The sequence below is a fragment of the Nocardiopsis eucommiae genome, from assembly GCF_965344335.1.
Classification (GTDB): Bacteria; Actinomycetota; Actinomycetes; order Streptosporangiales; family Streptosporangiaceae; genus Nocardiopsis; species Nocardiopsis eucommiae.
Genome location: NZ_CBDRIY010000022.1, coordinates 1 through 26,113, shown reverse-complemented (window position 1 = coordinate 26,113; position 26,113 = coordinate 1). Strand labels below are relative to the sequence as shown.

Sequence of the window (26,113 nt, the reverse complement as noted above, 5' to 3'; positions counted from 1 at the left end):
GGCCCCTCCCCCGTCACCGGGCCGGGTCAGTCCTCGACCGAGGCGTTGTACTCACCGATGGTGCGGGACACGCCCTCGGCCGCGTCGGCCATGGCCTGTTCGGCCGAGGTGTCGCTCGTGAGGGCGGTCTCCCAGCCCTCCTCGGCGGCGACGCGGGCCTCGGACATCACGCCCATCATGCAGCCCGCCGTGTTCTCGTTGATCTCCGAGTCCGCCAGCTGGGCGGCGGCCACGGAGAACTGCGGGAACTCCTCGGCGCGCTCGGAGGCCTCCGGCCCGTCGTAGCCCTCGGTGTTCACGGCCAGGTATCCGGTCCCGGCGTGCCAGACCGACTGCGACTCCGGGGTCAGCAGGAACTGGACGAACTCCCAGGACCCGCGGATCTCCTCGGGGGTGTGGCCCTCGCCGTTGATCCACAGGGACGCGCCACCGATGATCGACCCGCCCGGGTCGTCCGCGCTGACCAGCGGGAAGTACCCGGCGCCGACCTCGAAGTCGGACTGCTCGATGAAGCCGCCCAGGGAGCCGGTGGACTCCAGGGTCATCGCGGCGCGGCCGGAGGTGAACGCGGCCTGTCCGTCGTCGGTGTTGCGACCGATCTGGACCGCCAGCTCGTCCTCGATCATCTGGTCCCACCACTCGACGAGCTCGACGATCTTCGGGTCGTCGAAGAGCACCTCGGAGGCGCGGCCGTCACGGCCGTTGGAGGCGTCGCAGTACGGGACGGCGGAACGCGCCATGAACTGCTCGATGAACCACCCGTACACGGAGGCGCCGAAGCCGTACTGGACCACGGTGCCGTCGTCGTCCCTGACGGTGAGCTCCTCGGCGGCCTCCCGGATCCCGGCGAGGTCGGTGGGCGGCGCGTCCGGGTCGAGTCCGGCCTCCTCGAACGCGTCCCGGTTGACGTACATCAGCGGGGTCGAGTTGTTGAAGGGGAACGACCGCAGCTCCCCGCCGACGGTGAAGTAGTTGAGGAGCGCGTCCTCGATCGAGGACGTGTCGTAGTCGTCCACGTCGAGGAAGGACTGCGCGGGGACGGTCTGCGCCGAGTCGATCATGAACTGCGTGCCGAGGTCGAAGATCATGATCATCTCGGCGGTGTCGCCCTGCTGGATCGCCGCGCGGTGGCTGGCCAGGGCCTCGTCGTACTGGCCCTGGAACGAGCCGGTGACCTGCACACGGCCCTCGTTCTGGGCGTTGAAGTCGTCGATGAGCCCGTCCAGCACCTGGCCGTTGGTGGCGTCCATGCTGTGCCAGAACTCGACCTGGACCGCCTCGTCGAGGTCGTCCAGGACCTCCGGACCGGGCGCGGTGAGGTCGCCGCCGCCACCGCCGCCACCGTCTCCGGAACACGCGCTGAGGGCCAGGCCGAGGCCGGCGAGCAGGGCCGCGGCCCGCACACCGCGACGTCGGGGGATACGTGTCATGGGTTCTTCGTCTCCACTGGGTTTCGGGTCCTACTTGACCGCGCCCGCGGTGAGGCCCCGGACGATGAAGCGCTGTCCGAAGATCACGAGGGCGAGGGTGGGGATGACGGACAGGGCCGCGCCCGCCAGGACGAGGCCGGGGTTGGCGGCCTCACCCGCCTTGAGGCTGTTCAGACCGATCTGGAGGGTCTGCATCTCGGTGCTGCGGGTGATGATCAGCGGCCAGAAGTACATGTTCCAGCTGGTGATGAACACGTACATGCCGACGGCGGTCAGGGCCGGCTTGCTGAGCGGCATGAGGATGGTCCACAGGAACCTGAGGTGTCCCATGCCGTCGATGCGCGCGGCGTCGTACAGCTCCCGGGGGAACTGTTTGAAGCTCTGGCGCAGCAGGAAGGTGCCGAACGCGTAGGCGAGGAATGGCAGCACCAGGCCCGCGTAGGTGTTGCCCAGCCCCCACCCCGTCAGGGTGAGGTAGTTGGGGATGAAGGTCGCCTCGGCGGGGACCATCAGCGTGGACAGGAACAGGGCGAAGACGACCGCGCTCCCCCGGAACCGCAGGAAGACGAACGCGTACGCGGCCAGGGCCGACGTCACCAGCTGGCAGACCGTGATGATCCCGGCCATGACCAGCGAGTTCGTGTACATGCGCAGCAGCGGCACGGCGGCGAGCGCGCCCTGGATGTTCTCGAAGTGCACGCCGGTGGGGAGCAGGCGCGGCGGGAACGTGGACAGCTCCCCCGGCTCCATGAGGGTTCCCACGAACACGTAGTAGACGGGGAACAGCACCGGGATCAGCAGCGCCGCCAGCATGAGGTACAGCAGGGCGCGGCCGACGACGTGCCCGAGCCCGTGCCGGTGGCGGGCGCGGACCGGCTCGTTCCGGGAGAGCTGGTCGGCGGTGGCCGTCGCGGAGGTCCGGCTCATGAGTAGTGCACCTTCCGCTCGATGACACCGAACTGGACGACGGTGCACACCAGGACCACGACGAGGAGCACGAGCGCCTGGGCGCTGGCCCGGCCGAAGTCGCTGGTTCCGTAGGCGAAGGCGTCCTGGTAGATGGAGTAGACGAGGGTGGTCGTGGACCCGACCGGCCCTCCCGCGGTGAGGATGTGGATCTGCCCGAAGCTCTGGAGCGCGTTGATCGTGGAGATGACGATCAGGAAGAAGAGCTGGGGCCCGAGCATCGGGATGGTGACGTCCCAGGCCAGGCGCGGCCCGGTGGCGCCGTCGATGCGGGCGGCCTCGTTGACCTCCTTGGGGATGGAGCCGACCCCGGCGGCGAGCACGAGGACCCCGTACCCGAGGTTCATCCACACCGTGGTGAGGGCGACCGACCACAGGGCCATCTCCTGGGAGGTCAGCCACGGGACCTGGTCGAGGCCCATCCGGTAGAGGACGCCGTTGAGAACGCTGTTCCCGGGGCTGTAGAAGACCGCGAAGATCACGGAGGCGCTGGCCACGGAGAAGGCGAAGGGCAGCGCGAAGGCGCCGCGCAGGAACCGCTGGGCCCGGAGCACGCCCTCCAGGAGGAGGACGACCGCGAGGGCGCCCACGACGCCGGGGACGACGACGCCGAGGGTGAACACCAGGGTGGTGAGCAGGACCCGCCCGAACTCGGGTGAGGCCATCTCCGCGAAGTGGCTCAGCCCGACGAAGCGGTTGGGCTGGCCGATGATGTCGTTGCCGTGCATCGACAGGTAGACGGTGCGGCCCAGCGGATAGACCAGGAAGAGCGCGAAGACCGCCACGGAGGGGCCGAGGAAGCCCCAGGCGAGGATCGCGTCCCGGCCGGGGCGGGCGCGTTTGTTCGAGGACGTGGGGGAGGGTGTCGACGCGGCGCGGCGTTCTGTCACCGAACCGTGGGTCACACCGTTCCCCCCGTCCCGTCGGATGGTGGGTGAGGACACGCCCCGAAGTCTTCACGGGGCGAGTGACCCGCGGTTCGCGGGCAGACGAACGGCGCGCCAACGAAAGCGCGCGCCTTGGTTATGACCGGCATCTATCACCACTCGTACATTTCGGACATCGTCAAAGTCCGCAGTATCGAGTGACCGGGGACACACTGGCTATGACCCCGAGGACAGGTCTGTCTTACCTCTGAGTAAGACTCGACCGCCTGACCTCAACTTTCGAGATCAGGCGGTCGTGTGACGTGGGGGTTACGCCCGTGGCGATCACGTCACCGGGACGACACCGGAGCGGTGGTGGCGGCACACCGGCGCGGGGATCAGCCCCGGGGGTAGCCCTGCCGCAGCAGCCCGTAGGTGATGGCCTGTTCCAGCGCCACCCACGAGGCGTCGACGACGTTGGGGCCCACGCCCACGGTCGTCCACTCCTCGGTGCCGTCACTGAAGCTGACGAGGATGCGGGTGATCGCGTTGGTGCCCGACGTCCCCTCCAGGATGCGGACCTTGTAGTCGGTCAGCTCCAGCCCGGCCAGCGCCGTGTACACGTTCTCCATCGAACTGCGCAGCGCCCGGTCCAGGGCGTTGACCGGACCGTTGCCCTCGGCGGTGGCGATGATTCGCTCACCCTTGACCCGGAGCTTGACGGTGGCCTCACTGAGGCTCTCGTACTCGTTGGACAGCGGGCTGGACCCCACGGCCGGGCGGCGCTCGGTGAGCACCCGCCAGGACTCGGTGTCGAAGTAGCGGACCGGCGAACCCAGTTCCTCGCGCAGCAGCAGTTCCAGAGAGGCGTCGGCCGCCTCGAAGCTGTACCCGGACAGTTCGAGGCTCTTGACGCGCTCCACGACCCGGCCGGACAGCTCCCGGTCGCCGGACAGGTCCAGGCCCAGCTCCCGCGCCTTGAGCTCGATGGACGCGCGCCCGGCCATGTCGGAGACGAGCATGCGCATGCGGTTGCCGACCAGCTCCGGGTCGGTGTGCTGGTAGAGGTCGGGGTCGACCTTGATCGCCGAGGCGTGCAGGCCGGCCTTGTGCGCGAAGGCCGACACCCCCACGTAGGGCTGGTGGGTGTCCGGGGCCAGGTTCACGATCTCCGCGACGGCGGTGGACACCCGGGTCATCTCGGCCAGGCATCCCTCGGGCAGGACCTCCATGCCGCGCTTGAGACCCAGCGCGCCGACCACCGAGAAGAGGTTGGCGTTGCCCACCCGCTCGCCGTAGCCGTTGGCCGTGCACTGGACGTGCGTGGCCCCCGCGTCCACGGCGGCGAGGGTGTTGGCGACCGCGCAGCCGGTGTCGTCCTGGGCGTGGATGCCCAGGCGGGCGCCGGTGGCCTCCAGCACCTCGGTCACCACGCGCGTGACGTCCGAGGGGAGCATGCCGCCGTTGGTGTCGCACAGGACGACGACGTCGGCCCCGGCGTCGGAGGCGGCGCGGACCACGGAGAGGGCGTACTCCGGGTCGTGGTGGTAGCCGTCGAAGAAGTGCTCGCAGTCCACGAACACGCGCTGCCCGTGCTCGCGCAGGTGAGCGACCGTGTCCGCGACCATGGCGAGGTTCTCGTCGAGGGTCGTGCGCAGGGCGCGTTCGACGTGCCGGTCGTCACTCTTGGCGACAAGGGTGACGACCGACGCGCCGCTGTCGCGCAGTGCGGCCACCTGGGGATCGTCGGCGGCCCTCACACCGGGTCGGCGGGTCGCGCCGAACGCGGTGAGTCGCGCGTGCTCCAGCGTCAGCTCTCGTGAAGCCCGCTGGAAGAACTCGGTGTCCTTGGGGTTGGCGCCCGGCCAGCCGCCCTCGATGAACGCGACCCCGAAGTCGTCGAGCAGCTTCGCGATGGCCAGCTTGTCGGAGACCCTCAGGTTGATCCCCTCGCGCTGGGCTCCGTCGCGCAGCGTGGTGTCGAAGACGTGGAAACTGTCGTCCCTCATGGGTGGAACTCCCGGTCGGTGCTGTGTGTGGCGGCCCCGGCCAACAAAAAAGACCCCTCGTGGACACGAGAGGTCAGCGCGCTGGCAGGGTCCGGTTTCTTCCCTGCGTCTACGCGGGAAGTCGTCAGCCAGCGCGCCCCAAAATAATGACTACCTGGGACAGCATGTGGTCAGTGTGCCACACGACCCCGGTGGAGTCGCAGCTCGGAGCCAAGATGTCTCACTGGGCGAGACGAATAATCCTCATACCGGACACTCCGGGCGCTTCGCATGGCTTTGGACGAGCCGTAGCACGCGTCAGGGGCCGCCCCGGGCGTCCGGTGGCGGCCCCTGAGGGGACGGGGGGTCCGGGCTTGCTAGAAGCGGGTGATCCAGCCGTGGCGGTCCTCGCGCAGGCCGGTCTGGAGTCCCACCAGCTCCTCGCGCAGGCGCATGGTGACCGGACCGGGCTGGCCGTCACCGATGGTGAACTCGCCGTCGTCGCTCTTCACGTGGCCGACCGGGGTGACCACGGCGGCGGTGCCGCAGGCGAAGACCTCGGTCATCTCACCGGACTCGGCGGCCGCCCTCCACTCCTCGATGGACAGCGGCTCCTCCTCCGCGGGGATGCCCAGGTCCGGGGCGAGGCTGAGCAGCGACTCACGGGTGATGCCGGGCAGCAGCGTGCCGGTCAGCGGAGGCGTGCGCAGGCGGGCGTTCTCGCCCTCACCGAACACGAACCACAGGTTCATGCCGCCCATCTCCTCGACCCAGCGGTGCTCGCGGGCGTCGAGCCACACGACCTGGTCGCAGCCCTTCTCCACGGCCTGGGCCTGGGCCAGGAAACTCGCGGCGTAGTTGCCCGCGAACTTCGCGGCGCCCGTTCCACCGGGGGCGGCGCGGGTGAAGTCCTTGGACAGCCAGACCGTCACCGGCTTGACGCCGCCGGAGAAGTAGGAGCCCACCGGAGAGGCGATGAGCAGGTAGACATAGCTGCGCGAGGGGTTGTTGACGCCCAGGCCCACGTCCGTGGCGACCATGAACGGGCGCAGGTAGAGGCTGAAGTACTCCTTGGACGGAACCCAGTCGCCGTCGTGTTCGAGCAGCAGCTCGATGGACTTGAGGAAGAGCTCCTCGGGCAGCGCGGGCATCGCCATCCGCGCCGCGCTCCTGTTGAAGCGGGCGGCGTTGGCCTCGGGGCGGAACGACGCGAGCGCACCGTCCGGGTGGCGGTAGGCCTTGAGCCCCTCGAAGATCTCCTGCGCGTAGTGCAGGGCGGCCGTGGCGGGGTCCAGGGTCAGTGGACCGTAGGGCTCCAGCCTGGCGTCGTGCCAGCCCTTGCCCTCCGTGTAGCGGATGCTCACCATGTGGTCGGTGAACACCTGACCGAACCCGGGGTTCTCCAGCAGTGCCTCCCGTTCCCGCGGGGTCTTCCGCTGGTCGGAGAGCTGGATGTCGAACGTCAACCCAGTGGTGGTGGTGTTGTTGTTCATGTCGTCGGTGGTCCTCTCGGATGCAACCGGTCGGCAGCGCCGCCGACCTGGGATCTAGTGTGTCGGAAAGGCGCACCCGGTGCCAGGTCGGGTCACACGGACAGCGGGCGCGCGGAGGGGTCTCCGGCGCGCCCGCTGACGATCACGGTTGTCTCGTTCGTCGGCCGCGCCTCGGAAGTGGCAGGGCCGACGTCGATGGTGTCAGCCCTGCTCGGCTACTCGCGCGGCGAGGTCGTCGCCGATCCGGGAGGTGGTGCGGACGGCACCGTCCTGGGCGCGGGTCTTGAGGTCGGCGGAGACGGCGTCCTCGATCCGGCGGGCCGCCTCGGGCACGCCCAGGTGGTCCAGCATGGTCGCCGCGGAGAGCACGGTGGCGGTCGGGTCGGCCTTGCCCTGACCGGCGATGTCCGGCGCGGAGCCGTGGACCGGCTCGAACATGCTGGGGGCGGTGCGGTCCGGGTTGATGCTGCCGCTCGCGGCCAGGCCGATGCCTCCGGTGATGGCGGCGCCGATGTCCGTGATGATGTCACCGAAGAGGTTGTCGGTGACGACCACGTCGAAGCGGCCGGGCTGGTTGACGAAGTACATCGCGGCGGCGTCCACGTGGCAGTAGTCCACGGTGACCTGCGGGTACTCGGCGCCGACCTCCTTGACTGTGCGCTGCCACAGCTCGCCCGCGAAGGTGAGGACGTTGTCCTTGTGCACCAGGGTCAGCTTGCGGCGGGGGCGGTTCGCGGCCTTCTCGAAGGCGTAGCGGACCAGGCGCTCCACACCGAAGCGGGTGTTGACGCTGTCCTGCGTGGCGATCTCGTGCGGGGTTCCCCTGCGGAGCACGCCTCCGGCGCCCGCGTAGGGGCCCTCGGTGCCCTCGCGCACGACGAGCATGTCGATGTCCTCGGGGGCCACACCCGCCAGGGGGCTGTCCACCCCGGGGTAGAGGCGCACGGGACGCAGGTTGACGTAGTGGTCGAAGTCGAAGCGCAGGCGGAGCAGCAGACCGCGCTCCAGGACGCCGCTGGGGACGGACGGGTCGCCGACGGCCCCCAGGAAGATCGCCTCGTGCTCGCGCAGTTCGGCGGCGACCGAGTCGGGCAGCGTCTCGCCGGTGCGGTGCCAGAGCCTGGCACCGAGCTCGTACTCGGTGGTCTCGACGGCCAGGTCGTACCGGGCGGCCGCGACCTCCAGCACCTTGAGACCCTCAGCGACCACCTCGGAGCCGATCCCGTCACCGGGGATGACGGCCAGTTTCACGGTGCGAGCTGCCATTGGACTGCCTCTAACTCGGACGTGACCCCACCACGGTCGTCTCACCTGGCGAGATCAAAGGAACAGTAGGTGAGACAACTGTACCGGCCCAGGTGACCGGTACAGTCGTCCGACCTCGGCTCGCTCAGTCGCGGCGGTTGATCGCGTCCTGAAGGGCGCGGTGGATCTCGTCGTCGGAGTCGGGCGCGGACGGGTACTCGATCAGGTCGTACATGTGATCCTCCGGAGGCTCTGCGTGACGGCGGGAGCGTACGGCTCGGCCGTCGGCGGTCGACGGTGGTGCGCCCCGAGGGTCCGACGGCGGCGAGGCCGGGTCGATCCGAACGGGCGCGGTGTGGGCGACGTTGTCCACGACAGATGGGACAGGAGCTCGCCCCGGCGGGATCGTCTGCCGGAGGCGCCGACACGACCCGGACGCGGAGCACCGCGTCGGGTGGCGCCCGGACAAGGGTGGCGCCCGGGCGGCGGATGGGCGCTGGACCGTGGTGCACGGCGGTGAGCCGGCACCACTGACTCCTAGGACGTCAGAATATCGGAGGTCCAACTATATGACCAGAGATTCTCACATTGTGAGACGCTTCGGCGTTTCGCCTGTTCACACGAGTGCCATGACGACCTCGAAACGCGACGCCGGAGCAGGTCTCACCTCCGCAGGCCCAGGAACAGGAGCCAGGTGCCGCGCCCCTGGGTGAGCGCACGGACCCGGCGCTCCCATCGCTCGGCCTCCGTCCGCCAGCGAGTCGTCTCCCGCTCGGCCCGGCGCATCTTCCTGTTCCAGTCCTTCGGCGGACCGTCGCCGTCCCGCTCGTCCTCGACCAGGACCCCGGCCCGGTCCAGTACGTGGACGCCCCACAGGGCCGCCACCGCCGCGTCCCGGTCCACCGCGTCCACCCCCAGATGCCGCGCGCGGGCGAAGGCCGCGGTGCGCTCCAGCCTCAGGAAGTGGGTACGTCCCCCGGAGCCGCGCACCCTGACCAGCCCGGCGCCCTCCCGGTCCGCCGCCCCGGTCAGGGCCCGCACCATCCGCCGCGTCGGGCGCAGACCGGGTGACAGCAACAGCCTGAAGGGGACGTCGGGGTCGGTCTCCGGCTCGGACTCCGTCAGCCGCACCCTCGGTTCGCACCGGTAGTGCTCGTGGAGGAGCCGCACGTCCAGCGCCGGGTCGTCGATGGTGGCGTGCCGCCCCGGGGTCACCCTCGACCACTCCCCCACCAACGTGACCCGCACGTCGGCCACGTCACCGGCCAACAGGGCGTCCACCGTCGCGGTCACGTCGTCGAACCCCCGGCCCGCCGTGTCGACCACGACATCGACGAAGGGCACCTGCCAGGTCCGCGCCGGGGCGACGCGGCGGGAGTTCAGCCGTGGCACGCGGTTCTCCATGAACGGGCGCCGGAAGCGCGCCGCCTCACCCCCTCGCAGCTCGGTCGTCGGACGCCCCAGGTGCAGGCCGGTGGCCGCCGGCTCGGGAACGAACACCGCGCCCCGTTGTGAGAGCCGGTAGCCGAGTTCGCTGTCCTCACCCATGACCAGTCCGGACGCCGATCCTCCGGCGGTGGAGTACAGCTCGCGCGGCAGCGAGGCGGTGGCCCCGGTGAACACCTGCCAGGCCCGGTGCCCGGCGGAACGCAGCCCGTCGGTGCGCTCCAGGAGCTCCGTGATCCAGTCCATGGTGTCCGTGTCGCCGCCCGTGAGATCCGCGTACCTCCCACCGCGCACGTGTTCGTACACCTCGGGCGGGGTGAGCCCGCCGTCGGGCCCGTCCCCGAACTCGACCCGGCCCATGACCACGAGGTAGTCGGCCAGGTGGTGCCAGCGCATCTGCGCCTCGACGTGCTCACGGCCGACCACCACGTCGGCGTCCAACCGCATCACGACGGACGCCCCGGTGGCGGCCACCCCGGCGTCGAGCGCGTGCCCGGGGCCCCACCCGTGCTCGGGCGCGACGACCAGACGGGTGTGCTCGGGGCGGATCGGCGGCAGCCGCAACGCGGGATCGCTGCCGTCGTCCACCACGACGACCTCCGTCAGGTCGGCCGGGTACGTCTGGGCGGTCAGGGCGGCCAGGGTCAGGTCGAGCCGCTCCTGCCCCCCGTACGCCGGTATGACCACGCCCACCGTCATCTGCGGCTCCCACTCCCCCAGGGCCGGCGGCTCCAGCACCGAGTAGTCGTTGCGGACCACCCGGGGCCGCCCCTGCGGGTCCCCTCCTCGCACGGTTCCGGAACCGGTCCCCGCGTCGCGCACGCCCTCGTTCACCATGTGCCGTCCCACGTCCTCAACCGATGATCCGGTACAGGAGCCGACCGGTTCGGCTCCTGGTCAACCAGCGGAACCGACCCTCCAGGCGCTCGGCTCGGAGCCGCTCCGACTCCGCCCGTGCCCGGGCCTCCTCCAGCCGCTCCCGCCAATCCCCCGGCGGTTCCGCCACCGCCTTCGCGGGGCGTGCCCCCTCCGGTTCCCGCTGCGTGGACAGCACCGCGTCGCCGTCGATCCAGTGCACTCCGGCCACCCGGTCCAGCAGGTCGTCCAGGTCCTCCCCCGCCACCCGCAGCCTCCGCGCTCGGGCGAGGGCCGCCACGCGTTCCAGCCGGGGTCCGCCCAGGTCGTCGTCGGGTCCCGTGGCGCGCACGAGCCCCGCGTGGGTCTCCTCGGCCAGGCCGATCATGTGTTTCAGTGCGTGCGGGGTCAGGGGCTGCCCGGGCAGGGCCCGCAGCACGAAGGGGACGTCGGGGTCGGTCGTCGGCTCCGACTCGGCCAGTCGCACCCTCGGTTCACACCGGTAGTGCTCGTGGAGCAGGCGCACGTCCAGGTCCGGGTCGTCCAGAACCCGGTGCCGTCCCGGGGTCACCCGCTCCCACTCACCCACCAACGTGACGCGGACGTCGGCCACCTCACCGGCCAGCAGCGCGTCCACCGTCTCCGCGACCTCGTCGAACCCCGCCCCCACGGTGTCGACCACCGCGTCGACCAGCGGCACCTCCCACTGGCGTCCGGTCAGGGCACGACGCTCCTCGGCGAGGGGGAGCCGGTTGCCGACGAAGGGGCGACGGAACCGGCCGCCCTCCTCCCTGCGGGTCTCCATCTGCGGGAGTCCCAGATGCCAGCTCCCGGCCTCCGGTTCGGGGACGAAGACCGCCCCGTTCTGGGCGAACCGGTATCCGAGGTGGGTGTCCTCTCCCAGGACGAGCGCGGACGCGGCCCCGCCCGACTCCTCGAAGAAGGCGCGCCGCACGGACCCGGTCCCACCGATGAAGTAGTGGAAGCCCTGGTGGCCGACCTCGCGCAGGAACTTCGTACGCTTGTAGGCGCGCCGCAGCCAGCGCAGTTCCTCACCCGGGCCGGCCACCAGCGCCTCGGGATCGCCCCGGCGCACCGCGTCGAGGACGGCCGCCGGGAACAGGGCCCCGGGCACGTGGTCGACACAGCGCAGATGCCCGGTGACCGCGACGTAGTCGGCCAGGTGGTGCCAGCGCATCTGCGCCTCGAGGTGCTCGCGGAACGCGATCATGTCCGCGTCGAAGAACAACAGCACGTCCGCGTCGGTGGAGGCCGCGCCCGTGTTCAGCGCGTGCCCCCGCGCCCACCCGCCGGGCTCGTTGGGCACGATCCGGGTGTGCTCGGGGCGGATCGGCGGCAGACGCAACGCGGGATCGCTGCCGTCGTCCACCACCACGACCTCCGTCAGGGCGGGCGGATAGCTCTGCGCGGCCATCGACGCCAGGGTCAGGTCGAGCTTCTCCTGCCCGCCGTACGCCGGGACGACCACGCACACCGACAGAGTGGGCTCCCACTCCCCCAGGGACGGCGGTTCCAGTACCGAGTAGTCGTTGCGGCGGACGAACGGACGGAGTGTCGGCGGCGCCTCCGCCGGACCGCCCTGCACAAGCGTCATCGGTCACTCCCAGCTGTCGGAGAGTCGGGTGTGGTCGTCTCGGTCGTCGGTGCCGGGGCGTCCTCCGGGCTGGACTCCAGCAGTGCGCTGGGGCGCCAACCGCGCCACTGGCGCAGGGGTTCGCGCAGGAAGTAGCCGGAGGTCTCACTCCAGGTGTGGCCGGTTCCCCTGCGCCGGATCACGCATCCCAGACCGTGGATGCGGTAGGTGGAACCGCCCGCGTCCCGCACGTCGTCGAGGAGCCCGGCGTCCTCGTCGACCCGGAGGGGCCGGAAACCGCCCACCTCCTCCAGGGTCGTGCGGTCGGTGAGGATCGAGGCGCCGGTGACGTGCTGGGCGAAGACCTCGGACGGGACCAGACGCCGCACGGTCAGGCCGAGGTGCTCCAGGTGGTGGAACTCCGCCGCGCACCCCACGAGTTCGGCACCGGAGTAGCGGCGGGCCAGCACGAGGTCGGAGAGGTGATCGGGCCCGTACCAGTCGTCGTCGTCCATCTTCGCCACCAGGGTTCCGCTGGCCCGCGCGATCGCGCCGTTCAGCACCGAACCGAAGACCAGGTCGCCCGGCGGCTCCCAGACCAGCAGGGATCGGCCGCCCCTCCGGTACTCCGCGATCGCGGCCGCGACCCCGGGAGCGTCCACCGCGAAGCCGTGCAGGGCCAGCACGACCTCCACGTCCACGCCCCGTTGGCGGGCCACCTGCCGCAACGCGAACCCGACCATCTCGGGACGCCGCGTGCACAGCACCACCGACACCGAGGGCTCCGGCGGAGCCACCGGGCCGCCCGCCTCCGCGAGGAGCCGGGCCCGACCGTGGGCACCATGGAGGCGCAGGGCCGCGCGCCGCAACCGGACGCTGTGCTCCTCGCGGACGAGTTCGTCCGCGAGCCCCTCCTCGGGCGCGTTCGCGAGGAGGTCGTGCAGCTCCTTCCCCAGCGGGCGCGCCCAGAGCGGCGGGCGGGAGCCCAGGAGGGGTACGCCCGCGGCGGCGAGCCCGGCCACCGCCCGCACCGCCGCCAACGGGCCGCTGTGGCGACCCCACTCCACCCGCACCGCACGCAGGTCACGCAGCTCCGCGACGTCCAGGTCCGACACGGCGCCGTCCTCCGGCACCCGCCAACGCACACCGTTCCCCGCGACCAGCACCCAACGCCCACCACGCGAGACCAACCGGCCCACACGAGGCGTCGACGTCCGGCTGAAACCCCTCGGGTTCACCACCCGCTCGTCCACCACCGGAACGTCCCCCACCGACAGGCGGGCGGTCCCGGCCGCCCGGGCCACCGCCCCCCGGCCGCCCAGGTGCAGCCAGGAAGGGTCGGTCACCACCCGGTTCCGAGCGCTGGGCGGCGCGGCCCAGCCGGGCCCCCGCCTGCCCCCCGTCAGTCCCCGGGCGACGGCGTCCAGCACCAGTGCCGCCTCGACCGGGTCGGCGAAGGAGAACTCCCACAGCCAGCCCTCGTCCGGCAGTCGTCGTGTCCGCGAGTACAGCAGACCGGCCCACTGCCCGAGCCCCGGCGGGGAGGGCAGCGGCGGTGACTGGCGCGGTGCCGTGCTCCGGACCGCGATACCGAACCCGGTCGCGTCGGGGAGCCGCTCGGCGCGCGGGACGGCGGCGCGCAGGTCGGCGGCGGTCACGGCGACGAGGACGAGCAGGTCGACCGGGCGCTTCGCCCGTCCGCCCGTTCCGCCCCGGCCCCGCCCCAGGTCGACGAGTCGGCTCCCGGACTCGCCCACCAGCGCCGTGGCGGTCGCGGCGGCACCCGGGCCGGTGTGGGCGACCAGGACTCTCCGCGCCCCGTGCGCCCGCCGCGCGCGGGTCAACAGTGCCTCGATCACCGGGTCGCCCCCGCGAAGCGGATCCGCTCCTCCTCCGCCTCGGCCAGATCCGTCCAGGTCCCGGCCAGCACGGTGGTCGGCAGGTCCTCCGGATCGGGCTCCAGAAGGGCGCTGGGCCGCCACCCAGGAAGCTGCTGTTCACCGCACAGCCGCAGGAAGTAACCAGCGCCGACACCCCAGGTGTGGCCGCCCGCCTTGCGCCGCAGGACGTAGTTGCAGCCGTGCCCCCGGTGGATGCGGGCCCCCATCCGCTCGATCGCCGCCAGCAGGTGCGTGTCCTCGGCGGTCGACACCCGGGCGAACCCGCCCGCCTCCTCCAGCGTCCTGCGGTCCGTCATCAGGGTGCCTCCGGCCGCCCGGTGCCACAGGGTGTCGGTCTTCCCGGCCAGACGCACCGTGCGGTCGAGGGATTCCAGGTAGACGAAGGAGACGATGCTCCCGACGAGGTCGGCCCCCGAGTAGCGGCGGGCCAGCACGAGGTCGGACAGGTGCTCGGGCCCGTACCAGTCGTCGTCGTCCATCTTCGCCACCAGGGTTCCGCTGGCCCGCGCGATCGCACCGTTCAGCACCGAGCCGAAGACCAGGTCCTCCGGCAGCTCCCAGACCACGGCCGAACGGCCGCCCCGCCGGAACTCCGCGATCGCGGCCGCGACCCCGGGAGCCTCCGCCGAGAACCCGTGCAGGGCCAGCACGACCTCCACGTCCACGCCCCGCTGGCGGGCCACCTGCCGCAACGCGAACCGGACCATCTCGGGACGCCGCGTACACAGCACCACCGACACCGAGGGCTCCGCCGGAACCGGAGGACCTCCCGCGTCCGCGAGGAGCCGGGCCCGACCGTGCGCACCATGGAGGCGCAGGGCCGCACGCCGCAACCGGACGCTGTGCTCCTCACGCGACTGCGGGTCCACCATCAGCCGTTCCTCCACGGAGGTGACGAGATCCGACAGTTCCCCACCCAGGCACCGCGCCCATCCGGGCACCGGGCCGCTCACCAGCGGAATCCCCGCGGCGGCGAGCCCTGCCACCGCCCGCACCGCCGCCAACGGGCCACTGTGGCGGCCCCACTCCACCCGCACAGCGCGCAGATCGCGCAGACCCGCCACGTCCACGTCCGACACGGCGCCGTCCTCCGGCACCCGCCAACGCACACCGTTCCCCGCGACCAGCACCCAACGCCCACCACGCGAGACCAACCGGCCCACACGCGGGGTGGAACCACGCCTGAAGCCCATCGGGTTCACCACCCGCTCGTCCACCACCGGAACGTCCTCCACCGACAGTTCGCGGAGCGCAGGACGGGCCGACAGCGCGCCGGGACGGCCCAGAACCGCCCAGGTGGGTACCGTGGCGGGAACGACGTCCGGATCCTGCCTCCTCGGCGGGGCCTGGCCCCGCCGACCACCCACCATCGCCTGCGCGACCGCCCTCAGGACAGCCCCCGAATCGACCGGATCAGTGAAGGCGAACGAGCACGACCAGCCCCGTCCCTGGAGACGGCCCACCTGGAAGTGGAGCAGGCCCTCCCACTGGCCCAGGCCAGGCGGGGTGGGCAGGGGCGGCCCGGTGTGCCGGGCCGAGGCGGCGACCACCACCCGCAGGTCGGCAGCCGAGGGCAGTCCCGCGCTCAGCGGGACCGCCGCGCGCAGGTCCGCCGTGGTGCCCGCGAGGACCACGACGCGTTCGACCGGCCCGTCGAACTCGCGCCCGTCCGCCTTCCGGAGGTCGACCACCTCCACCCCGTCCCCGGGTACGTCGGGTCCGGGATCGGTCCCCTCACCGATGTGGCACAGCACCAGGCGCCCCGGACCACGCCCACGGAGGGCCTCGTTCAGGGCCCCCTCCCTCACGAGACCACCCGGCTGTGCACGGTGGAGCCCTTGATGACCTGGACCTCGGACAGCCGACCGCTCATCTCCGTGCGCAGGTCGGCCACCGACTCGGCCACCGTGTCCAACCGGTCGGTCAGGTCGTCGGCGCGGCCGAACATCTCGGCCCGGTTCTCACCCGCGATCTCCGCGACCTCGCGCACCTGGCGGTCGAGGCCGCGTCGCAGGTGTCTGATCTGCGCGGCCGTGCGCCGCGTCTGCAGAACCAGCAGGGCGACCAGTCCGGAGAGCCCCGCGAGAGCGGTGATCTCCACGGCCGACCACAGATCGACCCACCCCGCGAGGAACAGTGATCCGAAGGTCCCGGAGACCACGACCATCGAGGCCAATGCCACGAGAACACGTCGCTGCCGCAGAATACGCAATTCACACCCCATTCGCACGGAACACCGGATGGCCGGGAACCGACTCCCGAGGATGCCGAACACGGCCGGTTCGGGGACAGAGTTCCACCGCACCGACGGAAGCGAAGAACCAGGCAGGCGCGTGTCTCCGGTTGTTTACCGATCCCTGACGCACATTTTGGAGGGACGCCCGAAAAGGGGAATCGAATATCAAAGATTCATTTGTGACGCATTCTCGTGACACGAAAAAGGGACCACCCCGACCGGATGTCGAATTTTCGATATCCGGGAGGGACGGTCCCTTTCGGACCGACTCGGGCCGTCAGTCCTCCAGATCGATCTGACGTGCGATCTCGGCGTCGATCTCGGCGGAGATCGAGGTCAGGATGTCGTCCGGCACTGCGGAGTCCACGGTGAGGGCGATCAGCGCCTTGCCGCCCTCCTGGTCCCGGATGACCTGCATGCCCGCGATGTTGACCTCCGCGTCACCGAGCAGCGCGCCGACCTTGCCGACGATCCCCGGGCGGTCCTCGTAGGAGAGGAACACCATGTGCTCGTCGAGGCCGATCTCCATCGTGTAGTTGTTGATCTCCACCAGCTTCTCGGACTGGCGCGGGCCGGTCAGCGTGCCCGAGACCGACACCCGGGTGCCGTCTGCCAGCACACCGCGCACGGAGATCAGGTTGCGCCAGTCGGTGCTGTCGTCGCTGGTGACCAGGTTGACCTCGACCCCGCGCTCCTTGGCGAGGAGCGGCGCGTTCACGAAGGTCACGGTGTCCTCGACCACGTCGGTGAACACGCCCTTGAGCGCGGCCAGCTCCAGGACCTTGACGTCGTGCTGGGCGATCTCGCCACGCACCTCGACGTCGATCCGCGCGGCGAGCGCACCGGCCAGCGAGGTGAACACCCGGCCGAGCTTCTCGGTGAGCGGCAGACCCGGCTTGATCTCCTCCGCGACCCCGGTGCCCTGCACGTTCACCGCGTCCGGGACGAACTCGCCGGACAGGGCCAGCTTCACCGAGCGGGCCACCTGCGTGCCCGCCTTCTCCTGCGCCTCGGCGGTGCTGGCGCCCAGGTGCGGGGCGACCACGACGTTCTCGAACTCGAACAGCGGGCTGTCCGTGGTGGGCTCCTTGGCGAACACGTCGATGCCCGCACCGGCCACCCGGCCGTCCTTGAGCGCGCGGTACAGGGCCTCCTCGTCGAGGATGCCTCCGCGCGCGGCGTTGATGATCCGCACGGAGGGCTTGACCCGGCTCAGCGCCTCGTCACCGATCAGGCCCACCGTGTCCTTGTTCTTGGGCAGGTGGATGGTGATGAAGTCCGAGCGCTCCAGCAGCTCGTCCAGGGTGACCATCTCCACGCCGATCTGGGCGGCGCGGGCGGGCTGCACGAAGGGGTCGAAGGCGATGACGCGGGTGCCGAAGGCCAGGAGGCGCTGGGCGACCAGGGCGCCGATCCGGCCGAGGCCGACCACGCCGACGACCTTCTCGTAGAGCTCCACACCCGTGTACTTGGACCGCTTCCACTCGCCGTTGATGAGGGCGTTGTGGGCGGGGGCGGTGTGGCGGGCGCTGGCGAGCAGGAGGTTGATGGCCTGCTCGGCGGCGCTGATGATGTTGGAGGTCGGGGCGTTGACCACCAGGACACCGGCCTTGGTGGCGGCGTCCACGTCCACGTTGTCCAGACCCACGCCCGCGCGGGCGACGACCTGGAGGCGGTTGGCCGCGGCGACGGCCTCGGCGTCCACCTGGGTGGCGCTGCGCACGATCAGGGCGTCGACGCCGGAAAGGGCGGGAAGCAGCTGGGACCGGTCGGCACCGTCCACATGGCGTACTTCGAAGTCTTCCTCGAGAAGCGCGATTCCGGCGGGTGAAAGCTTTTCCGCGACGAGTACGACGGGTTTGGTCACAACGGTTCCTTTTCGGGTGGTGCGACCCGATCGCGCAGGTGGAGGCGCTGCCCGAGTCGGGTGTGACGGCCGGTCAAAAGTCTACTAGCGGGGTAGGGAAGCCCGTCGGGCGGAGGGGGGACCTCCGACGAAAGAAGAGTCACCCTCCCTCGCGAACGCCACCGGGGCGGAGCACCCGCCCCGCCCCGGTGGGGAGTTCGAGAAACGACGTCGCTGCTAGGTCGTGTTTTGTGGATCATTCCGCGCTCGCGTTGCCAGGCTGCCTCTCACCGCGCCGACGAAGCTCGGACAGCCAACCCCGGGCTGCCTCTCGCTCCTCGTCTTGCGAGAGATGGCCTGGCGGCCGCTCGCATCGACGGCGGCTCCGCCGCCACCGGCGAAAGCATCCACAAAGAACTCCCTAGGCCTTGAGCCAGCTCATCAGCGGACGCAGCTCGGCGCCCACCTTCTCGATCTGCTCGTTCTGCTCGGCCTCACGGCGCTTGGAGAACGTCGGCTGACCGGCGTCGAACTCGTCCATGAGCTCCTTGGCGTAGGAGCCGTCCTGGATCTCGCCCAGGATCCTGCGCATCTCCTCGCGCGTCTGCTCGGTGACGAGGCGCGGGCCGCGGGTGTAGCCGCCGTACTCCGCGTTGTCCGACACGGACCAGTTCATCTTGGAGATGCCGCCCTCGTACATGAGGTCGACGATGAGCTTGAGCTCGTGCAGGCACTCGAAGTAGGCGATCTCCGGCTGGTAGCCCGCCTCGACCAGGGTGGAGAAACCGGCCTTGACCAGCTCCTCGGTGCCACCGCACAGGACGGCCTGCTCACCGAAGAGGTCGGTCTCGGTCTCCTCGGTGAAGGTCGTCCTGATGACGCCCGCCTTGGTGCCGCCGATGCCCTTGGCCCACGACAGGGCCAGGTCCCAGGCCTGTCCGCTGGCGTCCTTCTCGACCGCGACCAGGCAGGGCACGCCGCGCCCGGCCTCGTACTGGCGGCGGACCAGGTGGCCCGGGCCCTTGGGAGCGACCATGGCGACGTCGACGCCCTCGGGGGCCTCGATGAGGCCGTAGCGGATGCTGAAGCCGTGCCCGAAGAAGAGGGCGTTGCCCGCCTCCAGGTTGGGCGCGATCTCCTGGGCGTACAGGTCACGGTGGATGTGGTCCGGGACCAGGATCATGATCACGTCGGCCTCGCGGGTGGCCTCGGCGGGAGTGACGACCCGCAGGCCCTCCTCCTCGGCCTTGGCGCGGCTCTTCGAGCCCTCGGCCAGACCGACCCGGACGTCGACACCCGAGTCACGGAGCGACAGCGCGTGGGCGTGGCCCTGGCTGCCGTAACCGATCACGGCGACCTTCCTGCTCTGGATGAGCGCGAGGTCGGCGGCGTCGTCGTAGTACATCTGTGCTGCCACTTGGGGTTACTCCTTGTTTCTCACGTACGTGGGGGCGGGGTGCCGTCCGGCCGTGTCCGGACAGCCTCTCAGTTCGAGCTCCGCCGGGTGCCGTTTCGCCGGTGACGGCTCAGGCGCTGCGGTCGACCGCCCGCAGGGAGCGGTCGGTGATCGAACGGGGGCCCCGCCCCAGGGCGACCAGCCCTGACTTCACCAGTTCCCGGATCCCGAAGGGTTCCAGGTTCCTGACCAGGGCATCGAGCTTCTCGGGGTCGCCGGTGGCCTCGATGACGACGACGTCCGGGCTGACGTCCACGACGTGCGCGCGGAACAGCTCGGCCGTCTGAAGCACATGGGTGCGGCTCGACGCGTCGGCCTTGACCTTGACCAGGAGCAGCTCGCGCTGCACCGACGCGGTGGTGTCCATCTCCACGATCTTGACGACGTTGACCAGCTTGTTGAGCTGTTTGGTCACCTGCTCCAAAGGGTGGAGGTCGCAGTTGACCGCGATCGTCATCCGGGACAGTCCGGTGTACTCAGTGGTGCTGACACTGAGTGAGTCGATGTTGAACCCACGACGGGAGAAGAGGGCGGAGGCCCGGGCCAGGATGCCCGGGGTGTCCTCGACCAGAACGGAAAGCGTGTGACGGCTCATGGTGGTTCGGCCCTACTCCTAGTCCTGGTGTTCCCAGTTGGGCGCCATGTCGCGCGCGTACTGGATGTTGTCGTTGCTGACGCCGGGGCCGACCATGGGCCAGACCATGGCGTCGTGGTTCACGGTGAAGTCGACGACGACGGGGCGGTCGTTGATCGCCATGGCCTTCTCGATGGTCGCGTCGATGTCCGCGGGGGTCTCGCACCGCAGGCCGACGCAGCCGTAGGCCTCCGCCAGGCGGACGAAGTCCGGGATGCGGACCTTCTCGTCCAGCGGGGAGGTCTGGAGGTTGGTGTTGGAGTAGCGGCCCTCGTAGAAGAGGGTCTGCCACTGGCGCACCATGCCCAGGTTGCCGTTGTTGACCACGGCGACCTTGATCGGGATGCCCTCGATCGCGCAGGTGGCCAGCTCCTGGTTGGTCATCTGGAAGCAGCCGTCGCCGTCCACCGACCAGACCACGCGGTCGGGGTCCCCGACCTTCGCGCCCAGGGCGGCCGGGACGGAGAAGCCCATGGTGCCGAGGCCGCCGGAGTTGACGAAGGAGCCGGGGCGCTCGTAGTCGACGAACTGCGCGGCCCACATCTGGTGCTGGCCGACGCCCGCCACGTAGGTGGCCTCGGGGCCGACGACCTGGCCGAGGCGCTGGATGACCGCCTGCGGTGACAGGGTGCCGTCGTCGGGGGCGTCGAAGCCCTTGGGGTAGGTGGTGCGGAGCTTGTTGAGCCGGTCCCACCAGGCCTCGTACTCGCCCTGACGGCCCTTCTCCTGGTCGGCGCGGACCGCCACGACCAGGTCCGCGAGGACCTCCCGGCAGTCGCCGACGATGGGCACGTCCGCGTGGCGGTTCTTGGAGATCTCGGCCGGGTCGATGTCGGCGTGGACGATCTTCGCGTCGGGGGCGAAGCTGTCCAGACGGCCGGTGACGCGGTCGTCGAAACGCGCGCCGAGGGCGACGATGAGGTCGGCCTTCTGGAGGGCGCCGACGGCGGCGACGTCGCCGTGCATGCCGGGCATGCCGACGTTCAGCGGGTGGCTGTCGGGGAAGACGCCCCGCGCCATCAGCGTGGTGACGACGGGGACACCGGTGAGTTCCGCGAGGACGCGCAGCTCGGCGGAGGCGCCGGCGCGCAGGACCCCGCCGCCGACGTAGAGGACCGGGCGCCTGGCGTCCGCGATCAGGCGGGCCGCCTCGCGGACCTGCTTGCCGTGCGGCTTGGTGACCGGGCGGTAGCCGGGCAGGTCCAGGCGCTCGGGCCAGACGAAGTCGGTGCTGTTCTGGAGGGCGTCCTTGGAGATGTCGACGAGCACCGGGCCGGGGCGGCCGCTGGAGGCGATGTGGAAGGCCTCCGCGATGGTACGGGGGATGTCGCGGACGTCCTTGACCAGGAAGTTGTGCTTGGTGATCGGCATGGTGATGCCGCAGATGTCGGCTTCCTGGAACGCGTCGGTGCCGATCATCGGTGACGCGACCTGGCCGGTGATGGCGACCATCGGGACCGAGTCCATGTGGGCGTCGGCCAGCGGGGTGACGAGGTTGGTGGCCCCGGGTCCACTGGTGGCCATGCACACCCCGGGTCGGCCGGTGGCGTAGGCGTAGCCCTCGGCCGCGTGCCCGGCTCCCTGCTCGTGGCGCATCAGGATGTGGCGCACCTTCACCGAGTCGTAGAGGGGGTCGTACGCGGGGAGGATGGCGCCGCCGGGAATCCCGAAGACAGTGTCAACGCCGACGTGCTCCAGCGACCTGATCAGCGATTGGGCGCCGGTCATCTGCTCGGTCATCTCAAGATCCTTCAGCGAGGGTCCAGAGCGGTACTGCGGCTCTGGCGGTGGTGGTTCTGGTTCTCGGCCTGGTGCGGCAATAAAAAAACCCCCACCGCCGGGTGGCGGTCGAGGGTGGCGCGCAGCAGAAGTAGCTCAGTGGGCTGCGCGCCGACCAAGTACGAGAATCAGGGAGTTGTTCTGCACGTTGACAACATTGGCCGACGGAGAGGTCGCGCGTCAACCAGAACTGAAGTTTGTCTCACTATGTGATACAGAAATGTCAGAATGCGGCCGAGTGCGCACTGCCGCCACCGCCCTGACCTGCGCGAACGACGACGAAGCCCCTGTCGCGTGTAACGCAGAACACGCGACAGGGGCTCGAAACTTCTGTCGTAAGCCGGACTTAACGTCCCAACTCGGGCTCGCCCTCGAAGAGATCCTCGGTCCGCTCGGCGCGCGCGGCCCGGCGTACCAGGGCGTCCAGAGTGTCAAGGTCGGTCGTGGCGGCGACCCGCTCCCGCTCCGCCTCGGACAACGTGATCCCCCTGGCCTCAAGAATCGTGAACAGGGCCTCGATACGCCCCTTGGCCTGACCCTCACGGTAGGGGCGGCCGATCATCTCGGTCCTGAACTCGTAGTCCTTCAGCTTCATGAGCTTCTCCAATGATCCCAGAGCCGTGGCGGACAGGGCCGCGATCACATAGTCAGAGTACAAGGACGAGGACGATCCATCGAGGCTCGCCAGGGCTGCGAGCAGTGCCTTCAGCGCCGCCTCGTCCTCGGTCGGGTTGTTGGCGATGGCCAGGACCGTCAGCACCGGCCGGTCAGCCGCGATCTCCTCGTCGGTGACGGGTGTGAGGGTGTCCAACGCCAGCACCAAGGGCCGGATCTCCCCGCACCCCAGGTCGATGGGGGTGGAGTAGCGGTCGGCCAGTGCCGACGTCGGCGTGAGCACCAGGAGTACCACCGGGCACTTCAGGCGCAGACGGGTGTAGGCCACGTAGGCGGGCCAGCTGAAGAGCTTGCGGTCGTCCCTACCGTTCTGGGGCTCGATGATGATCGCGAGGACGGGGACCGGGTCCGCCCCCTTCTCGTGAGGGTAGGGCGACCGTTCGCAGACCACCACGGAGTCCGCGGTCAGGTGAGTCAGAGCCGTGCTCGTCGCCTCGGAGGCGTCGCATCGGACCCTGGTGAACTCCGGCAGCGGCTTGCCGGTGATCTCCTGGAGCAGCTCCACCGCTGACCCGGGATCATGACGGATCAGGTCGAGGGGGAACTCGTGCTGATGAGAGGGCATGTCGGCAAAGTAGCGGGCCTGCCCAGGTCTTGGCAGGCGAACTCCGCTACGTCCGGGTTGGTCCCACGGTGCCCGGTCCGGACTACAGGTGCACCCCGGCCTCTCCGCCCACCAGGGCCTCCACCCCGCTCGCGGCCATGGGGCGGGCGACCAGGAACCCCTGGCCGTGATCGCAGCCCATCACCCGCAGCTGTTCCAGCTGCTCGGGACGCTCGATACCCTCCGCGACCACCTGGACGCCCAGGTCGCGGCCGAGCTGGATGATCGTGTGCGTGAGCAGGGTGACCGTGTCGTCGCGGCCCAGGTCCGCGATGAAGGACGGGTCGATCTTGATCGCGTCCACGCTCAGCTCACGCAGGTGCGCCAGGGAGGCGTACCCCATGCCGTAGTCGTCGATGGCCAGGCGCACGCCGAGCTCGCGGAGTTCGCCCAGGCGCGCGACGGCGTCGTCCTCGTCGTCGAGGAGGACCTCCTCGTCCACCTCCAGGGTGAGCACCTCGGCGGGCAGACCGGTCTCGGCCAGCACCCCCTCGATCGTCTCCACGAACCTCGGGGACAGCACCTGCTTCACGGACAGGTTCACGGACAGGCCGATGTCCCAGTCGGAGACCCGCCACACGGCGACCTTCTCGCAGGCCTCCCGCAGTATCCACTCCCCGAGGGGAACGATCAGGCCCGACTCCTCGGCGGCGCCCAGGAACTCGGCCGGGCCCAGCGCCTCACCGTCGCGGTCCCAGCGCACCAGCGCCTCCACCGCGTTCACCTGCGACGTGCCCAGGTCCACGACCGGCTGGTACTCCAGGAAGAACTCGCTGTTGGCCAGGGCCTGCCGCAGCCGGATCTGGAGCTCCAGCCGGGACACGACCATGTCGTGCATGTGGGCGGCGTAGACCTCCACGTTCCCGGCCCCGCGCTCCTTGGCCCGGGTCATCGCGACGTCGGCGTTGCGCAGCAGCTCACCGCTGTCCGTGGCCGCGTCCACGAAGGCCACGCCGATGCTGGCGGTGAGCAGGATGTCCCGGTCCGCCACCTGGAAGGGCTCGGAGGCGATCACCCGGCCCAGCCGCTCGGCGAGGTCGACCACCCGCTGCGCCTCCGGCACGTCCTCCACCAGGACCGCGAACTCGTCGCCGCCCCAGCGGGCCAGCGTGGCGTCGGTGCCCAGCTCGCCCCGGAGACGGCGGGCGGCCTGTCCCAGCATGTGGTCGCCGCGCACGTGTCCGGCCGAGTCGTTGACCGCCGTGAACCCGTCCAGGTCCAGGAAGATGACCGCGACGTCCCCCGTGGCGTCCTCGCTCATCGCCCGGTGCGCCAGCACGTCGCTGGCTCGCTCCTCCAGGTAGGCGCGGTTGGGCAGACCCGTGACGCCGTCGTGGAAGGTCAGGTGCTGGACCTCGTCCTGAAGGGCGACCTGGGCGCTGATGTCGCTGGTCGTGACCAGCAGACGGTCGGGCTCGCCCGGCTGCTCGTACAGGGAGATGGTCGAGGAGGTGTGCCGCCAGGTGCCGTCCGCCGCGCGCACCCGCAGACGCAGGTGCACGCCCTGGCTGGCCCGCTCGGTGAACAGCTTCGTGACGGCCTTGGTCCGCGCCAGGTCCTCGGGGTGGATGAGGGTGGTCACCGGAGCGGCGAGGACGTCGTCCAGCCGGTAGCCGAACGCCTCGGCCGTGCCGGGACTCATGTAGTGGACGCCGCCGTCGCGGTCCAGGACCAGGATGACGTCACCGCTGTTGCGGGCCAGTTCGTTGAAGTGCCCCTCGCGGTTGCGGACCATGCGGGCGAGCGTGGAGTTCTCCTCCAGCATCCCGACGACCCGCAGCAGCAGGACCAGCACCGCGGTGCCCGCCGCCAACGGCAGCACGGGCGCCACGTCCGGCAGGCGCAGCGCGGCGACGGTCAGCACCACCGTGGCCAGGAACACCGAGCCCACGGCGGCGATCTCCGGCGCGAACCGGTACAGCCCCCGGCCGGTGATCCTCCGGGGAGCGGCGCCCGGCCGGTGCTCCACCAGCCACGGCAGCGCGCCCAGGAGGGCGAAGCCGAGGAAGCGCACGGGCTGCTCGACGCCGCCCGCCACCGGGGGGCCGGTCAGACGCGTGACCGCGCCGACCATGTCCGAGGCGGCGATGACGACGAGCGCGCCGATCGCCACCAGCACCGCGCGCCGGGTGCTGTGCGGCGACATGAACACCAGCGGTATGAGCAGGCACAGCACCACGATGTCCGCGACCGGGTAGACCAGCGCGAAGCCGAGGAACCCGGCCCCCTCGCCCAGCTCCTCGTAGAGCGGGGAGAACAGCAGGATCCACACCACGGAGAAGACGGCGGCGGCGCACACGTAGCTGTCGGTGATGTGCCGCACGGCCGTACGCAGGCCGCCCGGCCAGGGAGCGAACCGGGTGAACCCGATCACGAAGAGTGGCAGCGCCGCGAGCGCGAAGAGGTCACCCAGCGTGAGCGAGAGGACCGACGCACCGCTGAAGGAGCGCGTGATGGCGTGAGTGAGACCACCCGCGCACCAGGACAGCGCGGCCAGTCCGAGGAAGCGCAGGGCCGCGGGCCCGTCGGCCCCGTCCACGTGGGCGTCCCGGTCCGCGCCGGTCCGCGCCCAGCGCCGCGAGGCGTAGAGCAGGGAGCCACCCGCGACACCGGCCACCACGGCGGTGGGCCACTGCCCCAGGGAGGCGGCCAGCGTGGCGTCTCCCGCCGGTACGAAGGTCGCGGCGAGGTAGAGCAGGAAAAGCGCGCCCAACCCGTACAGTCCCAGGCGGCGTGCCCTGGTTCCCATCACCGGCCCCCCAGCGGGTGCGCGGCGACCCGGGCGGCCCACGGCCGCCGTCGCGCTCTCTCCTCGAACATGGAGCACCCACCTCGTGATCACTCGCGTCAGGACGCGGCACCGTGCCGCACCACTGGTTGCCGCCCGGAGTTCTCTCGGGCCCGGGACGAACGGCGGCGGGGTGGAACCGGCGGGCCGGACTCACCCCCGTGCGTGGACACCCTACGCAACCAAGGTCACACAGCGATTGAGGAGCGGACGAGAGATGACGACAGAACCGTCACCGTGAGTGAGCGCCACCCCGGGTGCTCCCCTCCCCCAAAGTGACGTCGGGGGGGGGGGGGGGGGGGGGGGGGGGG

General features: G+C 70.6%; 17 protein-coding genes. All 17 read right to left on the bottom strand.

All coding sequences use genetic code 11. The features are described from left to right. Positions 1 to 26: 26 nt before the first annotated feature. Positions 27 to 1,430: an ABC transporter substrate-binding protein gene (locus ACRWK8_RS15705; protein ID WP_378740979.1), complete on the bottom strand. Its 1,404-nt coding sequence runs from the start codon at positions 1,428 to 1,430 to the stop codon at positions 27 to 29. 30 nt (positions 1,431 to 1,460) lie between these two features. Then, positions 1,461 to 2,357 carry a carbohydrate ABC transporter permease gene (locus ACRWK8_RS15700; protein ID WP_431871148.1) on the bottom strand — a complete coding sequence of 299 codons (897 nt, stop codon included), beginning with the start codon at positions 2,355 to 2,357 and terminating at the stop codon, positions 1,461 to 1,463. Continuing rightward, complete coding sequence (locus ACRWK8_RS15695; protein ID WP_378741050.1) at positions 2,354 to 3,301, bottom strand: carbohydrate ABC transporter permease; 948 nt, start codon at positions 3,299 to 3,301, stop codon at positions 2,354 to 2,356. The genes ACRWK8_RS15700 and ACRWK8_RS15695 overlap by 4 nt, the downstream gene beginning before the upstream one ends. 359 nt (positions 3,302 to 3,660) lie before the next feature. Then, complete coding sequence (cimA, locus tag ACRWK8_RS15690) at positions 3,661 to 5,271, bottom strand: citramalate synthase (RefSeq protein WP_431871147.1); 1,611 nt, start codon at positions 5,269 to 5,271, stop codon at positions 3,661 to 3,663. Between the two features lie 356 nt (positions 5,272 to 5,627). Further along, a complete protein-coding gene (locus tag ACRWK8_RS15685) occupies positions 5,628 to 6,743 on the bottom strand; it encodes a branched-chain amino acid aminotransferase (RefSeq protein ID WP_378740985.1) in 1,116 nt (371 codons plus the stop codon). A 201-nt stretch (positions 6,744 to 6,944) separates the two neighbouring features. Next, positions 6,945 to 8,009: a 3-isopropylmalate dehydrogenase gene (locus tag ACRWK8_RS15680; protein WP_378740987.1), complete on the bottom strand. Its 1,065-nt coding sequence runs from the start codon at positions 8,007 to 8,009 to the stop codon at positions 6,945 to 6,947. A 642-nt stretch (positions 8,010 to 8,651) separates the two neighbouring features. Continuing rightward, positions 8,652 to 10,271, bottom strand: coding sequence for a glycosyltransferase (locus ACRWK8_RS15675; protein WP_431871145.1), 1,620 nt, complete (start codon positions 10,269 to 10,271; stop codon positions 8,652 to 8,654). 16 nt (positions 10,272 to 10,287) lie between these two features. Next, positions 10,288 to 11,904 (bottom strand): glycosyltransferase family A protein, encoded by a 1,617-nt coding sequence (locus tag ACRWK8_RS15670; protein ID WP_357768543.1) that lies wholly within the window; start codon positions 11,902 to 11,904, stop codon positions 10,288 to 10,290. Continuing rightward, positions 11,901 to 13,742 (bottom strand): glycosyltransferase family 2 protein, encoded by a 1,842-nt coding sequence (locus ACRWK8_RS15665; protein WP_431871142.1) that lies wholly within the window; start codon positions 13,740 to 13,742, stop codon positions 11,901 to 11,903. Before ACRWK8_RS15665 ends, ACRWK8_RS15670 begins: the two co-directional genes overlap by 4 nt. Continuing rightward, on the bottom strand, positions 13,739 to 15,592 hold the full coding sequence (locus ACRWK8_RS15660; protein ID WP_431871140.1) for a glycosyltransferase: 1,854 nt from the start codon (positions 15,590 to 15,592) through the stop codon (positions 13,739 to 13,741). The genes ACRWK8_RS15665 and ACRWK8_RS15660 overlap by 4 nt, the downstream gene beginning before the upstream one ends. Then, positions 15,589 to 15,966: a hypothetical protein gene (locus ACRWK8_RS15655; RefSeq protein ID WP_378740998.1), complete on the bottom strand. Its 378-nt coding sequence runs from the start codon at positions 15,964 to 15,966 to the stop codon at positions 15,589 to 15,591. The genes ACRWK8_RS15660 and ACRWK8_RS15655 overlap by 4 nt, the downstream gene beginning before the upstream one ends. 331 nt (positions 15,967 to 16,297) lie before the next feature. Further along, entirely contained in the window at positions 16,298 to 17,887 is a 1,590-nt protein-coding gene (serA, locus tag ACRWK8_RS15650) for a phosphoglycerate dehydrogenase (RefSeq protein WP_378741000.1), read from the bottom strand. A 400-nt stretch (positions 17,888 to 18,287) separates the two neighbouring features. Further along, a complete protein-coding gene (gene ilvC, locus ACRWK8_RS15645; protein ID WP_378741002.1) occupies positions 18,288 to 19,283 on the bottom strand; it encodes a ketol-acid reductoisomerase in 996 nt (331 codons plus the stop codon). A gap of 109 nt (positions 19,284 to 19,392) precedes the next feature. Beyond that, positions 19,393 to 19,917, bottom strand: coding sequence for an acetolactate synthase small subunit (gene ilvN / locus ACRWK8_RS15640; RefSeq protein WP_017547239.1), 525 nt, complete (start codon positions 19,915 to 19,917; stop codon positions 19,393 to 19,395). Between the two features lie 18 nt (positions 19,918 to 19,935). After that, on the bottom strand, positions 19,936 to 21,696 hold the full coding sequence (locus ACRWK8_RS15635; RefSeq protein WP_378741005.1) for an acetolactate synthase large subunit: 1,761 nt from the start codon (positions 21,694 to 21,696) through the stop codon (positions 19,936 to 19,938). A 385-nt stretch (positions 21,697 to 22,081) separates the two neighbouring features. Further along, positions 22,082 to 22,975 (bottom strand): hypothetical protein, encoded by an 894-nt coding sequence (locus ACRWK8_RS15630; protein ID WP_431871136.1) that lies wholly within the window; start codon positions 22,973 to 22,975, stop codon positions 22,082 to 22,084. Positions 22,976 to 23,057: 82 nt separating this feature from the next. Then, positions 23,058 to 25,763 carry a putative bifunctional diguanylate cyclase/phosphodiesterase gene (locus ACRWK8_RS15625; RefSeq protein WP_378741009.1) on the bottom strand — a complete coding sequence of 902 codons (2,706 nt, stop codon included), beginning with the start codon at positions 25,761 to 25,763 and terminating at the stop codon, positions 23,058 to 23,060. Positions 25,764 to 26,113: the final 350 nt, after the last annotated feature.

Excerpts from the sequence above, each read along its gene's own strand:
- ACRWK8_RS15705 (WP_378740979.1), bottom strand. The coding sequence starts at position 1,430 with ATGACACGTATCCCCCGACGTCGCGGTGTGCGGGCCGCGGCCCTGCTC.
- ACRWK8_RS15700 (WP_431871148.1), bottom strand. The coding sequence starts at position 2,357 with ATGAGCCGGACCTCCGCGACGGCCACCGCCGACCAGCTCTCCCGGAAC.
- cimA (WP_431871147.1), bottom strand. The coding sequence starts at position 5,271 with ATGAGGGACGACAGTTTCCACGTCTTCGACACCACGCTGCGCGACGGA.
- ACRWK8_RS15685 (WP_378740985.1), bottom strand. The coding sequence starts at position 6,743 with ATGAACAACAACACCACCACCACTGGGTTGACGTTCGACATCCAGCTC.
- ACRWK8_RS15680 (WP_378740987.1), bottom strand. The coding sequence starts at position 8,009 with ATGGCAGCTCGCACCGTGAAACTGGCCGTCATCCCCGGTGACGGGATC.
- ACRWK8_RS15675 (WP_431871145.1), bottom strand. The coding sequence starts at position 10,271 with ATGGTGAACGAGGGCGTGCGCGACGCGGGGACCGGTTCCGGAACCGTG.
- ACRWK8_RS15670 (WP_357768543.1), bottom strand. The coding sequence starts at position 11,904 with ATGACGCTTGTGCAGGGCGGTCCGGCGGAGGCGCCGCCGACACTCCGT.
- ilvN (WP_017547239.1), bottom strand. The coding sequence starts at position 19,917 with ATGAGCCGTCACACGCTTTCCGTTCTGGTCGAGGACACCCCGGGCATC.
- ACRWK8_RS15635 (WP_378741005.1), bottom strand. The coding sequence starts at position 21,696 with ATGACCGAGCAGATGACCGGCGCCCAATCGCTGATCAGGTCGCTGGAG.
- ACRWK8_RS15630 (WP_431871136.1), bottom strand. The coding sequence starts at position 22,975 with ATGCCCTCTCATCAGCACGAGTTCCCCCTCGACCTGATCCGTCATGAT.
- ACRWK8_RS15625 (WP_378741009.1), bottom strand. The coding sequence starts at position 25,763 with ATGGGAACCAGGGCACGCCGCCTGGGACTGTACGGGTTGGGCGCGCTT.